The sequence below is a fragment of the Streptomyces orinoci genome (assembly GCF_003121295.1).
Classification (GTDB): domain Bacteria; phylum Actinomycetota; class Actinomycetes; order Streptomycetales; family Streptomycetaceae; genus Streptomyces; species Streptomyces orinoci.
In genome coordinates this window covers 897,890-911,365 of sequence record NZ_PHNC01000031.1, presented here as the reverse complement: position 1 = coordinate 911,365, position 13,476 = coordinate 897,890, and the positions used below count along the sequence as shown (strand labels likewise).

The 13,476-nt window shown below is 73.4% G+C and carries 11 protein-coding genes and 1 pseudogene; 7 read left to right on the top strand and 5 right to left on the bottom strand.

The genetic code is table 11. The features are described from left to right. Nucleotides 1-133: 133 nt before the first annotated feature. Both CV755_RS26510 and CV755_RS26505 read left to right on the top strand, forming a co-directional pair. Entirely contained in the window at nt 134-424 is a 291-nt protein-coding gene (locus CV755_RS26510) for a DUF2530 domain-containing protein (RefSeq protein ID WP_109282777.1), read from the top strand. Nucleotides 425-444: 20 nt separating this feature from the next. Next, nucleotides 445-2,811 carry a cation-translocating P-type ATPase gene (locus CV755_RS26505; protein ID WP_109282776.1) on the top strand — a complete coding sequence of 789 codons (2,367 nt, stop codon included), beginning with the start codon at nt 445-447 and terminating at the stop codon, nt 2,809-2,811. Between the two features lie 14 nt (nt 2,812-2,825). Here the strand turns inward: CV755_RS26505 and CV755_RS26500 are convergent, their stop codons facing one another. The 3 genes from CV755_RS26500 to CV755_RS26490 form a co-directional block, all read right to left on the bottom strand. Then, a complete protein-coding gene (locus CV755_RS26500; RefSeq protein ID WP_109282775.1) occupies nt 2,826-3,023 on the bottom strand; it encodes a DUF1059 domain-containing protein in 198 nt (65 codons plus the stop codon). A gap of 187 nt (nt 3,024-3,210) precedes the next feature. Then, on the bottom strand, nt 3,211-6,399 hold the full coding sequence (locus tag CV755_RS26495) for a sacsin N-terminal ATP-binding-like domain-containing protein (protein WP_109282774.1): 3,189 nt from the start codon (nt 6,397-6,399) through the stop codon (nt 3,211-3,213). 571 nt (nt 6,400-6,970) lie between these two features. After that, a complete protein-coding gene (locus CV755_RS26490; protein ID WP_109282773.1) occupies nt 6,971-7,849 on the bottom strand; it encodes a DUF3027 domain-containing protein in 879 nt (292 codons plus the stop codon). A 321-nt stretch (nt 7,850-8,170) separates the two neighbouring features. On the opposite strand from CV755_RS26490, the gene CV755_RS26485 reads away from it, so the two are divergent. The 4 genes and pseudogenes from CV755_RS26485 to CV755_RS26470 all read left to right on the top strand — a co-directional run bounded on the left by CV755_RS26485 (nt 8,171) and on the right by CV755_RS26470 (nt 11,837). Continuing rightward, nucleotides 8,171-9,574 carry an MFS transporter gene (locus tag CV755_RS26485; protein ID WP_422070594.1) on the top strand — a complete coding sequence of 468 codons (1,404 nt, stop codon included), beginning with the start codon at nt 8,171-8,173 and terminating at the stop codon, nt 9,572-9,574. 27 nt (nt 9,575-9,601) lie between these two features. Then, the gene (locus CV755_RS26480; protein ID WP_109282772.1) at nt 9,602-10,066 is read left to right on the top strand and encodes a DUF2771 domain-containing protein; all 465 of its coding nucleotides are present in this window, start codon (nt 9,602-9,604) and stop codon (nt 10,064-10,066) included. Nucleotides 10,067-10,068: 2 nt separating this feature from the next. After that, a pseudogene (locus CV755_RS26475) lies at nt 10,069-10,764 on the top strand (futalosine hydrolase); the annotation flags it as partial. A 221-nt stretch (nt 10,765-10,985) separates the two neighbouring features. Next, nucleotides 10,986-11,837, top strand: coding sequence for a 1,4-dihydroxy-6-naphtoate synthase (locus tag CV755_RS26470; protein WP_193553483.1), 852 nt, complete (start codon nt 10,986-10,988; stop codon nt 11,835-11,837). 62 nt (nt 11,838-11,899) lie between these two features. On the opposite strand, the gene CV755_RS36805 is transcribed toward CV755_RS26470, so the two are convergent. Beyond that, the gene (locus CV755_RS36805; protein WP_109282770.1) at nt 11,900-12,283 is read right to left on the bottom strand and encodes a cold-shock protein; all 384 of its coding nucleotides are present in this window, start codon (nt 12,281-12,283) and stop codon (nt 11,900-11,902) included. A gap of 149 nt (nt 12,284-12,432) precedes the next feature. Between CV755_RS36805 and CV755_RS26460 the strand changes: the two genes are divergently transcribed. Then, the gene (locus CV755_RS26460) at nt 12,433-12,675 is read left to right on the top strand and encodes a hypothetical protein (protein ID WP_109282769.1); all 243 of its coding nucleotides are present in this window, start codon (nt 12,433-12,435) and stop codon (nt 12,673-12,675) included. On the opposite strand, the gene CV755_RS26455 is transcribed toward CV755_RS26460, so the two are convergent. After that, the gene (locus tag CV755_RS26455; RefSeq protein ID WP_109282768.1) at nt 12,657-13,277 is read right to left on the bottom strand and encodes an HAD family hydrolase; all 621 of its coding nucleotides are present in this window, start codon (nt 13,275-13,277) and stop codon (nt 12,657-12,659) included. The genes CV755_RS26460 and CV755_RS26455 overlap by 19 nt on opposite strands. Nucleotides 13,278-13,476: the final 199 nt, after the last annotated feature.

The following is a 13,476-nucleotide window of genomic DNA, read 5'->3' as shown; positions in this document are numbered from 1 at the left end:
AAAGACAACGGTCAGAACCGGTCCGGTTCAGTATGAATAAACAAGCGCCGAATTGCTATCTCCGCGCGTAGACCCCTATGGGGCCAGGGATCCGCTCAAGATCGGCCCGGCTGGACGGACTAGGCTGGCCGCCATGACGAAGTGGACCCCCACCCATGAGGCGCCTGAGCCCCTGGAAGGCAATGTGGTCGCCACCATCACCGGCGGCACCCTGCTGTGGTTCGTCCTCTTCCTGGTCCAGCTGCCGTTCTACGGCTGGCTGGACGACCACGGCCATCTGTGGTGGCTGTGGACCTGCCTGGCCGGCGGCGGGCTCGGCCTGATCGGCGTCTGGTACGTACGCAAGCGGGACGCCGCCCTCAAGCGGCACCAGGCGGCCCGGCAGGCGGCCGGGAGCACCCCTTCGGCAGGTGAAGCGGGCTGACCGCCCGTACCGTCGGAGGCATGAGTGGTCCGGCGCCGCCCGCACTCCGCGGGCTGACCGCCCGCGAGGTCGCCGAACGGGTGGCCAGGGGCGAGGTCAATGACGTACCCGTACGGTCCTCGCGCTCGCTGGCGGAGATCGTCCGGGCCAATGTCTTCACCCGGTTCAACGCCATCATCGGCGTCCTCTTCCTGATCATCCTGATCGTCGGGCCCCTCCAGGACGGCCTCTTCGGCTTTGTGATCGTCGCCAACACCGCCATCGGCATCATCCAGGAGCTGCGGGCCAAGAAGACCCTGGACTCCCTGGCCGTGATCGGTGAGGCCAGGCCCACCGTGCGCCGGGACGGGCAGGCCGTGACCGTGCACACCGGCGAGATCGTGCTGGACGATCTGATCGAACTGGGCCCCGGCGACAAATGCGTGGTGGACGGCGAGGTCGCCGAGTCCGAGGGGCTGGAGATCGACGAGTCCCTGCTCACCGGCGAGGCCGACCCGGTGCTGAAGAAGCCCGGCGACCGGGTGATGTCCGGGTCCTTCGTGGTCGCGGGCGGTGGCGCGTACACCGCCGGCAAGGTGGGGCGCGCGGCCTACGCCGCCCAACTGGCCGAGGAAGCCTCCCGGTTCACCCTGGTCCACTCCGAACTGCGCACCGGAATCAGCCAGATCCTCAAATACGTCACCTGGCTGATGCTGCCCGCGGCCATCGGCCTGGTCATCAGCCAGCTGGTGGTGCAGCGGCACGACTGGCGGGAGGCGGTGCGCCGGATGGTGGGGGGCATTGTGCCCATGGTGCCGGAGGGGCTGGTGCTGCTCACCTCGGTGGCCTTCGCCATCGGTGTGATCCGGCTGGGCCGGAAGCAGTGCCTGGTACAGGAGTTGCCCGCGATCGAGGGGCTGGCCCGGGTGGATGTGGTCTGCCTGGACAAGACCGGCACCCTCACCGAGGGCGGCATGGATGTCAGCGAACTGCGGCTGCTGGTCCGGGCCGAGGAGCGCCAGGTACGCCAGGTGCTGGGCGCGCTGGGTGATGCCGATCCCCGGCCCAACGCCAGTCTCCAGGCCATCATCGACGCCTACCCCAATGGGCAGGGCGGCTGGCGGTGCACCCGGGCGCTGCCCTTCTCCTCGGCCCGTAAGTTCAGCGGGGCCGCGCTGCGCGGGCCGGACGGCGAACCCAGCACCTGGCTGCTGGGCGCGCCCGATGTGCTGCTGCCGGCGGACGATCCGGCGCTGGGCCAGACCGAGGAGCTCAACGCCCGTGGCCTGCGGGTGCTGTTGCTGGCCCGGACCGAGCGGGAGCTGGACGATCCCCGGGTGGCCGAGGAGGTACGGCCCACCGCGCTGGTGGTGCTGGAGCAGCGGCTGCGCCCGGACGCGGCGGACACCCTGCGCTACTTCGCGGAGCAGGAGGTCGCCGCGAAGGTCATCTCCGGGGACAACGCGGTGTCGGTGGGGGCGGTGGCGGCCAGACTGGGCCTGTCCGGTGCGCGGTCCACCGTGGATGCGCGCCGACTCCCGGCGGTACGGGAGGAGATGGGCGAGGCGCTGGACCGGGGGACGGTCTTCGGACGGGTAACCCCGCAGCAGAAGCGGGAGATGGTGGGCGCCTTGCAGTCGCGGGGCCACACCGTGGCCATGACGGGGGACGGAGTCAATGACGTACTGGCGCTGAAGGACGCGGACATCGGGGTGGCCATGGGGGCCGGCTCCGAGGCGACCCGGGCGGTGGCCCAGATCGTGCTGCTGGACAACAGCTTCGCGGTGCTGCCGTCGGTGGTGGCCGAGGGGCGGCGGGTGATCGGCAACATCACCCGGGTGGCGACGCTGTTTCTGACCAAGACGGTCTACTCGGTGCTGCTGGCGGTGCTGGTGGTGTGCACCCGGGTGCCCTATCCCTTTCTGCCCCGGCATCTGACGCTGCTGTCCACGCTGACCATCGGGGTGCCGGCCTTCTTCCTGGCGCTGGCGCCCAACAAGGAGCGGGCCCGGCCGCACTTCGTCCGGCGGGTGATGCGCTATGCGGTGCCGGCCGGGGTGATCGCGGGGGGTGCCACCTTCGCCGCGTATCTGCTGGCACGGAGCCACTACGCGGGGCAGGAGGGGGCGCTGGCGGCGGAGACCAGCGCGGCCACGCTGACCCTGTTCCTGATCTCCCTCTGGGTGCTGGCGATCATCGCCCGGCCCTATACCTGGTGGCGGGTGGCGCTGGTGCTGGCCATGGGGGCCGGGTTTTTGGTGGTGCTGGGAGTGCCGTGGTTGCAGCAGTTCTTCGCGCTGAAGCTGGTGGGTACGACGCTGCCTTGGGCCGCGGTGGGGATCGCGGTGGTGGCCGCGGCTCTGCTGGAGTTTGTCTGGGGGTGGGTGGGGCGGCGGTTCCCCGCTTGAGCTTTCCGCTCCGCTCAGGCGGTGTCGCTGGTCTTCTCCAGTTCCAGGGTGTTGCGGATCTGCTCGCGCAGTTCCGGGGAGTCGGTGTGCTTGTGCACCGAGACGGCGTGCTCGGTGGCCGCCTGGACGACTTCCTCCTCCTCGCCGGCGATGGTGAGGGTGCAGTTGGTTTCGCTGGGGAAGCGGCGGCAGTCGGCGACCTTTCTGGTCATTTCCGGTGCCTCCTGGTTTTTTGGGGGTGGGTGCCCTTCCAGGGTAGGCGGGGTTCTCCTTCGGGTGCGGGTTGTCCGTGGCTGGTCGCGCAGTTCCCCGCGCCCCTGAGGGGGCGCCCCCGCCGGTCGGCCGCAGGCCGTGCGGGGCAGGGGCGCGGTTCCCCGCGCCCCTGGCGGGGCGGGTTGGTTAGTCGAACCAGCGGGATTGGGCCAATTCGGGGGTGCGGGAGGGGTCCTCCAGGAGGGCCGCCGCCTCGAAGCGGCGGGACCAGGCGTGGCAGGACCAGGCCAGGCCGGCCGCCAGGCCCTCCAGGGTGGCGGCGTGCAGGACGCCGTCCGGGGTCAGGCGCCAGTCCAGTTCCATGCCGTCCACGAGGAGTTCCTCGTGCTCCAGGTAGGTTTCGGGGGCGCCGGGCAGCAGCACCCGCAGCTCGGCCGGGACATGGCGCTCCTCGTACTCGCCGGGGGCCACCTCACCGGGGACCGCCTCGCTCAGGCGCCTCACCTGGAGCAGTTCCGCCAGCGCGGCGGCCCGCTCGGGGCGTACCGGCAGCAGGGGGCGGCCGGACGCCAGCGGCAGCAGGTCCGGGGCGTCCGCGACCAGCGCCTCGGCCGCGTCCGCCACCCGGACCTCGCCGTCCACCACCGCCCGCAGTTCATCCGGGAGGGTGACCTCCTCCGGGTCCAGACCGGCCAGCAGGCCGTAGAGGGCGTGGAGCTGGGCGGCGCCGACGGTACGGGCGGGGTCGGCGAGGCGGGACAGGAGCTCGGCAGCGCCGCCCGGCTCGTCCAGCAGGGCAGCCGCCGAGGTGCGTACGCCCAGCGCCCGCAGCACCTGTTCGTCGGCGAAACCGGCCGCGTCCACCGGCTCGTACAGCCCCGCCAGCAGCGGATCGCCACCCGCGGCGCGCAGCCCGGCGGGGCGGCGGCCGTCCAGGACCGGGTGGCCGCGCAGCCACCAGGCGGTGTACGGGCGCACGGACTCGGTGGTGCCGTCCGGCAGCAGTACCCGCACCGGGGTGGTCAGGGCGTCCCGCAGCGGGGGCCGGGAGAGCAGGGCGAGCGCCCGCGGCCAGGCGTCGTCATCGACCAGGTCCAGATCGCGCACCGCGATGATCTCGGTGGCCACCGGCGGTACGGGCGTGTCGGGCAGCTGGTCCAGGACGTCCTCGCACCAGACGTCCACCGCGTCCAGCAGGCCCGCGTCGTCCGGTGCGGGGAAGTCGCCGTCGGCGGGCTCCAGTTCGTCCGGGTCCAGCACCACATCGGTGGCGCGTACCAGCGCGAAGTCGGCCAGCACACCGACCGCGGTGAGCGGCTGCTCACCCCAGCGTTCGGCCAACTCCGCGTCACAGGCGGCCAGTTCGCCGGGGCGGATGACGCTCTCGAAGGGGCTGCCGGGCAGCACCAGCTCGCCGGCCGGGGCGAGCTCGCCGTCCTCGTCGGGCAAGGCGAGGGCGGCCAGCCAGGGTTCGTCGCCGGGGGCGAGGGCGGCGTCGCGTACCAGGGTCAGTACGGTCTCGATGAGTTCGTCGGTGGTGAGCGCGTCCTCGTCCCAGATCTCGCCCTCGTCCAGGGAGCCGGCGACCGCGGCCCGCACCTGGGGGGTGGTGAGGATGGCGCGCGGGGCGGCGGGGGTGGCGCCCAGCTTCTCCAGCAGCGGGTGGGCGGCGTCCGGGTGGACCACCTTCAGGCCCAGCCGGGACAGCCGGGCCGCCTCGGCCGTATCGGCGGGCGGCAGCAGCACCTGGCGGGGGCCGATGGCGGTACGGCCCTCGGCCAGCGGGACCGGCAGGCCGGTGAGGCGGTCCTGGTCCACTCCGGCCAGGCTGTCATAGAGCCGCCACCACCAGGAGGGGGCCCGCTCCACCCCGGCCAGCCGGTCGATGGCCTCGCCCAGCGGTACCCGGGCCACGCCCAGTGCCCTCAGCTCCGGGCGGCGCTCCAGGCCGGCCGGCAGCAGGCTGTGGAAGACCTCGCCGAGTACCGCCACGGTCTCGGCGCCCGCGCCCTCCACCAGCTCGGCCTCCACCGGGCGCAGGGCGAAGGGTTCCTCGTCCGGGACGGGGGCCGCCGGGGGCAGGAACGCCGCCCGGGGCAGCCGCCGCAGCACCTGGCGGCGCAGCTCGGCGTCCAGCGGGCTCTGCGCCAGCGGGGAGGGCACCAGGTCGATGGTGGCGGTGGTCAACGGGCGCCATTCGGCGACCAGTTCGGCGTAGGTCTCGGCGGCGCGCTCGGTGAGGAAGTCGGTGAGCGGGCCGGGGGCGGTGTGGCGGCGGGTGGGCTCCAGCGGGAACCCGGCGATCAGCAGGGCGGGCAGGCCCAGCGGCTCATCGGTGGGGGTGGGAGCGTGCAGTACGGGTGCGGTGCGGGGGCGTACCGGTGCGCCGTCCTCGCCCACCGGGACGGCCCAGGCCAGCGACCAGGAGGGGCGCAGCCGCTCCTCCACGGGGCGGTCGGCGAGGAGCGCCGGGTCCAGGCGGCCGCCGGCGCGGCGCACTCGCCAGCGGGTGGGTACGCCGCGGTCCTCGATCACGACGCAGCCGTTTTCCTGACGGCGGGTCAGGGTGCGGGGGGCGGCGCCGGGGGTCTCGATGACGACCTCGGTCAGGCCGGGGAGCGCCAGCAGCAGGGCGTCATCGATGTCGGTGAGCAGGCGGGTGGCCAGGTCCTCGGCGGCGCCGTCGCGCAGGGGGAGGACGACCACGGTGTCGTAGCCCTCGGGGGTGGTGTATGTGGGGGCGATGCCCTCGGGGCCGATGCTCTCGGGGCCAATGCCCTCGGCGGGCAACGGGAGCCGGAGCAGGGGGACATGGCCGGTGCGGCGGTGGATCTCCTCGGCCAGCTCGGGCGTTTGACGGGCCGCTTCCTCGGCCAGGGCGCGGGCCTCGGTGAGGGACCAGCGGACGCCGCCGGTGCGGCTGAGTACGGCGGGGGCGTCGCTGACGGCCAGGACGGCGGAGAAGCCTACGCCGAAGCGGCCGACGGTTGTGGGCTTGGGTTCGCCTTCGCCCTCGGCTTCCTGGTCGTCCTCGTCGCGCTTGGCCGAGGCTCGCAGAGTGGACAGCGACTCCACGCCGACGGCGTCCAGCGGGGCGCCGGTGTTGGCCGCGGTGAGTACGGCGGGGCCGTCCGGGGTGGCCGGATGCAGGGTCAGCCGGAGCCGGCCGGGGACGGCGGCGCGGGCGGCCGCATCGGCGGCGTTCTGGGCGAGCTCGACCACGAGGCGGTCGCGGTAGCCGCCGAGGGCGAGGTCCTCCTCGGCGTTGGCGTCCTCGCGGAAGCGGGCGGGTGAGGCGGCCCAGGCGTCCAGGACGCCGCGCCGGAGGCGGGCGGTGCGGAAGGGGTCTTCCTGGGCTGCCGGGTTGCCGCTCACGTTGTCGTCTCCCTCTGCTTGCTGCCGCTCTTCTTCGGTCGGCGGCGTGCGGTGCCGAAGGTATCGCGGGTTGGCGGTGGGGGTTTACGGGTGGGGGTGCCCCATGCGGCTCTTCGGTTCCCGGCGGTGGCAGGGCGCCTGCCGGTGAGCGCCGCTGGTCGGCCGCGGGCCGCGGGTGGTTGCTCGCGCAGTTCCCCGCGCCCCTGAAGGGATCCCGGCGAGGAGCAGGGCGCCTGCCGGTGAGCGCCGCTGGTCGGCCGCGGGCCGGGGGCGGTTGCTCGCGCAGTTCCCCGCGCCCCTGAGTGGTTCCCGGCGAGGAGCAGGGCGCCTGCCCATGAACGACGCAGGTCGGCCGCAGGCCGCGGGTGGTTGCTCGCGCAGTTCCCCGCGCCCCTGAGAGGTTCCCGGCGAGGAGCAGGGCGCCTGCCCATGAACGACGCAGGTCGGGCGCGGGCCGCGGGTGGCCGGTCGCGCAGTTCCCCGCGCCCCTGAGGGGGCCCGGCGGGGCATGGTGGTGCTCGCGCCCCACGCGGTGGACCCGTATGGGGCGTACCGGTAACCGGCGAAGCCGTTATGCGTGGCCGAGGTCGGCGTCTTCGGTGGGTTCCTCGGAGGGGAGGACGTCCACGACCGTCTCGTCGATCACCGGCGGAGCCGGCCGCGGCGGCTTGGGCATGACCGCGGCCTCGGAGTGGCCGCCGCAGCCGTAGGAGAGGGACACCACATGGCCGTCGGCGGGGCCGAACTCATTGCCGCAGATGCCGAAGGCCTGGCCGAGCGAGCCCCCGATGGGGATCAGGAAGCCACAGCTGACACAGGAGGCGGGCGCCGCCTGGGCCATGGCAGTCTTGGGGCCGTGGGACTCGTCCCAGCGGTCGGCCGCGGTGTGCAGCCCGTACCGGGAGAGCACCCGCGCCCGGCGCATGCCCAGTTCCTCGGCGACCGAGGCGATGGAGCCGCGCGCCGGAGCGGTCGGCTGGGCGGACGGGGGGCCGGCCGAGACATCCGCGTCCTCGGCCTCGGCCAGCTCGGCCATCTCCTCGGAGACCGCGGAGTTGGGCGGCGGCTGCTCCTCGCCGGTCCAGCCCGGCTCCAGCCGGAGATCGTCCGCATTGGTGGGCAGCAGGTCGCCGGGGCCCATGTCGCCGGGGCGCAGCCGCTCGCTCCAGGGCACCCACTCGGGTGCCAGCAGCGCGTCCGGGCCGGGCAGCAGAACCGTCTCGTCCAGGGTGACCACCTTGGCGCGGGCGGCGCGGGCGACGGTGACGGCCCAGCGCCAGCCCCGGTAACCGGGGTCGAGGCAGGCGAAGTAGTGCGTGACGACCCGGTCCCCGTCGGCGACCACCCCGACGTGCTCACCGACCTGCCCGGGCAGCGCGGCCTCCAGGGCCGCCGCGCGGGCCATCTCAACCGCCTCGGCGCACAGGCGGTCCGGGGTACGGCTTCGCATCGCAGCACTCACAAGAATCGATTCTCTCTTCCACGCCGTCTCACGAGTGCGCCAGCCGAGCGGCCGGGTCGGCGGACGGAGCGGACCTCAGGACCGCGTCGACGTCCACGCCCGATCGGCCCCGAGCGCACCTGGTCATGTCCATTCTGCGGGATGGAGACTCTGGGCGCGGCCAAGAACGATCGCCGGTGGCGCGTGAGGCACGCTACCTCGGGTGGCCACCCGGGGCATACCCGGGTTTCGTCAAGCACCCTCCGGGCGCTCCCCTGCGCCCCCGCCGGGACCGGGGGAACGCGCCGTGAGTGCCGTGCGCGCCCGGAGTTGGGGCAGTATGGCGTGGTGGGAGCCTTCCGGTCAGCCTGGTCAGTCCGGTCAGCCAGTGGCGGCCCGCTCCGCCGTACCGGTCGGAGTGTCGGCCGGGTGGTCCGTATTCCCGTGACAGCCACCGCCAGAGGCATCCGCAAGGCCACCCACGCCCATGGCGCGGGCGAGTCGGGCCTGGCCAAGCTGATCGAGCTGCACGCGGTGAACTCGGCCGGCGACATGCTGATCACCATCGCGCTGGCCTCCACCGTGTTCTTCTCCGTCCCCACGGACCAGGCGCGCGGCCGGGTGGCGCTCTATCTGGCCGTCACCATGGCCCCGTTCACCCTGCTCGCCCCGGTGATCGGCCCGCTGCTGGACCGGGTGCCGCACGGCCGCCGGGCCGCCATGGCCTCGGCGATGCTGACCCGGGTGGTGCTGGCGCTGACCATGTCCGGCGCGGTGGCCACCGGCGGCCTGGAGCTGTATCCGGCCGCCCTGGGCGTACTGGTGGCGTCCAAGGCGTACGGGGTGGTGCGCTCGGCGGTCGTACCCCGCCTGCTGCCCCCGCGGATCTCCCTGGTGAAGGCGAACTCCCGGGTGACCCTCGGCGGTCTGCTGGCCACCGGCCTGGCCGCCCCGCTGGGCGGGCTGCTGCACCAGCTGGGGCCGCCCTTTCCGCTGTACGGGGCCTGTCTGGTGTTCGCCTTCGGCACCTATCTGTCGCTGTCGCTGCCGCACAAGGTGGACTCGGCCAAGGGTGAGACCCGGGCCCGGATGACCTCCCATGAGCACCGGCCGCGCGGCGGCAAGCGGATCCGCAAGCCCGGGCTGCGCAATGTCGGCCCCTCGGTGCTGCACGCGCTGCAGGCCAACGCGGCGCTGCGGATGCTGTCCGGTTTCCTCACCTTCTTCCTGGCCTTCCTGCTGCGGGTGCATCCGCTGGACGGGCTGAGCCCCGCCCTCTCGCTGGGTCTGGCGGCGGTGGCCGCGGGCGGCGGCAATGCGCTGGGCACCGCCATAGGGGCGCTGCTGCGCTCGCGCGGGCCGGAGAAGACCATCGCCCTGGTGCTGATCGTCACCCTGGGCACCACCATCGCCACCGCCGTGCTCTACGGCTGGTTCTTTGTGGTGCTGGTGGCGGCGGTGGCCGGTATCTCCCAGGCGCTGGGCAAGCAGTCGCTGGACTCGCTGATCCAGCGGGATGTTCCGGAGGAGGTCCGTACCTCCGCCTTCGCCCGATCGGAGACGGCGCTGCAGATGGCCTGGGTGGTCGGCGGCGGCATCGGGATCCTGCTGCCGCTCAACGGAGTGCTGGGCATGTCGGTGGCGGCGGCCTTCCTGACGCTGGGGGTGGCTACTGCCGTCCGGGGCCTGCTGACGGCCGCCCGGCGCGGCTCACCGCACCCGCGCGTAGCGTGACTGGACAGGCCAGATAGCCTGCCCCCCATGACCGCTGCGTTTTTCCGGGGCCGCCGCCGTCGCGCCGCTGCCGCCGTCGGGGCCGTGACCTTTGGGCTCGTCGCCCTCTCCGCCTGCGACAAGCCGACTCCGCTGGCGACGCTGACCGTCGGATCGACCACGGTCACCAGCGAAGCCGCCTGCTATGACGACGGCAATGCCCTCGACAAGAAGGACATTCCCTCCTGCCTGAAGGAGGAGGGCAAGACCGTCAAGGCGTCGGTGGACGACACCATCCGCATCGGCGTGGACAAGAAGATCGCCGACCAGGGCTGGACGGTCGTCGCCAACGGCCAGGGCGTGGTGACCCCCGGCACCAAGACCTTCCGCAATGTTCCCGCGGCCCGCCTGCTGCAGGGCGCCAAGGGCAACAAGGTGGTGCTGAGCGTGGTCCAGGCCGACGGCAGCAAGGTCTACGGCTTCTGGAACTTCACCATCGAGGACAACTCCTGACGATGCGGGTCCTGGTCGTCACCGCCGTCACCGCCGAGCGGGACGCGGTCACGGCCGCCGCACCGGAGTACCGGCCGGTGACGCTGCCCGGCGGCGCCGAGCTGCACCGGGTGCGTCCGGCCGGGGTGGTCCTCGACGTGCTGGCCGCGGGCGTGGGCCCGGCCGCCGCGGCCGGAGCCACCGCCACCGCGCTGACCGCCGCCGCGCTGGGCGGCACGCCCTACCGGCTGGTGATCTCGGCGGGCATCGGCGGCGGCTTCGCGCCCCGGGCGCCGCTGGGCGCCCTGGTGCTCGCCGACCGGCTGGTCGCCGCCGACCTGGGCGCCCAGACCGCCGAGGGCTTTCTGCCGGTCACCGCCCTGGGTTTCGGGGTGGACGCGCACCGGGCACCGGAACCGCTGCTGACGGCGGTCTCGGCGGCCACCGGGGCGCTGCGCGGGGACGTACTGACGGTCTCCACGGTCACCGGCACCGCCGAACGCGCCGCCGAGCTGGCGGCCCGTCACCCCGCGGCGCTGGCCGAGGCCATGGAGGGCTTCGGGGTCGCCGAGGCGGCCGCCGCGCACGGGGTGCCGGTGCTGGAGCTGCGGGCGGTCTCCAATGCCATCGGCCCGCGGGACCGTTCGTCCTGGCGCATCGGCGCGGCCCTGGCCGCCCTGACCGGCGCCTTCGGCACCATCCCGGCAGCGCTGCGAGCGGCCCGGTGGCCGGCACCGGCCGAAGCGGGCGCCTCCGGCGAGGGGGCCATGTCTGCGACGGGAGCGGAGGGGGCCGCGTCCGGCGGGGAAGCCGGGCCTGCGACGGAAGCCGGGGAAGCCGGGTCCGGCGGGGAAGCCGCGTCCCCGGAAGAAGCCGAGGGGGCCGCGTTCGCCGAAGCGGGCACCTCCGGCGAGGAAGCCAAGGAAGAGGAGCCAAGCGCATGAGCGAGCGCATCCGGATCGCCTACTCGCCCTGCCCCAATGACACCTTTGTCTTCGACGCCTGGGCGCATGGCCGGGTGCCCGGGGCGCCGGAACTGGATGTCACCCTCGCGGACATCGACATCACCAACGGCATGGCCGAGCGCGGCGAGCTGGACGTCCTCAAGGTGTCCTACGCAGTGCTGCCCTGGGTGCTGGACGAGTATGCGCTGCTGCCCAGCGGCGGCGCGCTGGGCCGGGGCTGCGGGCCGCTGGTGCTGACCCGGGAACCGGGCGAGGCGGCGGCACTGGCCGGGAAGACGGTGGCGGTGCCCAGTGAGCGGTCCACCGCCTATCTGCTGTTCCGGCTGTGGGCGGCGGCCGAGGTGCCGGGCGGGGTCGGGCAGGTGGTGGTGCTGCCGTTCCACGAGATCATGCCGGCGGTACGGGACGGCAAGGTGGACGCCGGACTGGTCATCCACGAGGCCCGCTTCACCTACCGGGACTATGGCCTGCACAAGCTGGCCGATATGGGCGACCACTGGGAGAAGACCACCGGGCTGCCCATCCCGCTGGGCGCGATCATCGCCAAGCGCTCGCTGGGCGCGCCGATGCTGCACCGGCTGGCCGAGGCGGCCCGTGCCTCGGTGCGGATGGCCTGGGACGACCCGGAGGCCAGCCGTCCGTATGTGCTCCGGCACGCCCAGGAGCTGGACCCGGCCGTCGCCGACCAGCACATCGGGCTGTATGTCACCGAGTTCACCGCGGGCCTGGGCGAGGCCGGCTACGCGGCGGTACGCGGGCTGCTGACCCGCGCCGCGGCCGAGGGGCTGGTGCCGCCCCTCGGCCCGGACGCGCTCAGGTTCCCCTGAGCCTGGGCTTCCCTTGACCTGGGCTTCCCTGAGCTGGGCCCCGCTTCTTGCCGGGCCTTCGCTCAGACGTCCAGCTGGTCGGCCACCGCGCGCAGCATGCCCGCGATCTTGGCGCCATGGGCCTTGTCGGGGTAGCGGCCCCGCTCCAGCTGCTGGGTGACGTTCTCCAGCAGCGTGGTGAGGTCCTGCACAATGGAGGCCAGCTCATCGGGCTTACGGCGCTGGGCGGCCGCGACCGAGGGCGTCGGGTCGAGCAGGATCACCGACAACGCCTGGTCACCACGCTGACCGGCGACCACACCGAACTCCACGCGCTGTCCGGGCTTGAGGGAGTCGACCCCGTCCGGGAGCACCGAGGAGTGCACGAAGACGTCTCCGCCGTCGTCGCGGGAGAGAAAGCCGAAGCCCTTCTCGCTGTTGAACCACTTGACCTTGCCGGTAGGCACGTCTGTCCTCGTCCTCGTACTCGTTGGGATCGCCGGTAATAACACTTCAGCGGGTCGCCAGACCCGCTACCCCCCAAGGCTAATGGTCCCGGGCCCGGTGACAAGACGTCCTCGGGATCGTCCGACGGCTGGGGAACTACCCTGCTGGGGTGAGTGATGAAACGCCCCGGCCCGGGGACCTGCTTGTACGTACCGGCGCCATTGTCTTCCTGGTGGGCGCGGTGGCCACGCTGGCCACCGTGGCCCCGCTGTTCCTCGGTGCCCATCCGCTGCCCTCGGCCGCGTACTTCATCTGCATGCTGATGGCGGTCGGCTTTGTGATCGCGGCGGCCGGGGTGCTGCGCTCGGTGTCCGAGCAGCGGCGCCGGGCGCGTCAGGCCGCCTCGCGGTAGCCGCGCAGCCAGCCGGGGAAGTGGGTGAGGTCGTCCAGCAGGACGTCCGCTCCCGCCGCCCTGAGCTCCTCGGCGCCGCAGGGGCCGGTGGTCACGGCCACGGACAGGGCACCGGCGGTACGGGCGCCGCGTACGTCGCCGATGTGGTCGCCGACGTAGACCCCGGCTCCGTGCCGCCGCAGCGCCTCCGCCTTGGCCTCGGCCCACAGCAGGCCCTCCACGGTGTCCGGCTCGATGCCCAGGTGGTCCAGGTGCAGGCGGGCGTTGCGGGGGTGCTTGGCGGTGACCACGACCACCCGCCCGCCCAGCTCGCGTACGGCGGCCACGGCCTCCCGGGCGCCGGGCATGGCGGGCGAGGCGGTGATGCCGTGCCGGTGGTACTCGGCGATATAGCGCGCGCCGACCTCCGCCACTTGCTCCTCGGGGAACCAGTTGCGCAGCTCCTGCTCCAGCGGCGGCCCGATCCGGCTGACCACCAGGTCCACGTCGATGACGGTGCCGGTGGCGGCGGCCAGCGCGGTGTACGCGGCGCGGATGCCGGGGCGGCTGTCCACCAGGGTGAGGTCGAGGTCGAAGCCGACGGTGAACGGTGCGAGGCTCATGCCGCTCATTGTGCGCTGCCGGGTGCGCCCCCTTGGGGGCGCGGGGAACTGCGCGCCCGGCCCACGACGGCCCGCACACGGAATGCTTGGGGACGCCCCCCTCAGGGGCGCGGGGAACTGCGCGACCAGCCCACGACGGCCCGCACGCCGAAATACGCGGGCACGCCCCGCCGGGGGCGCGGGGAACTGCGCGACCAGC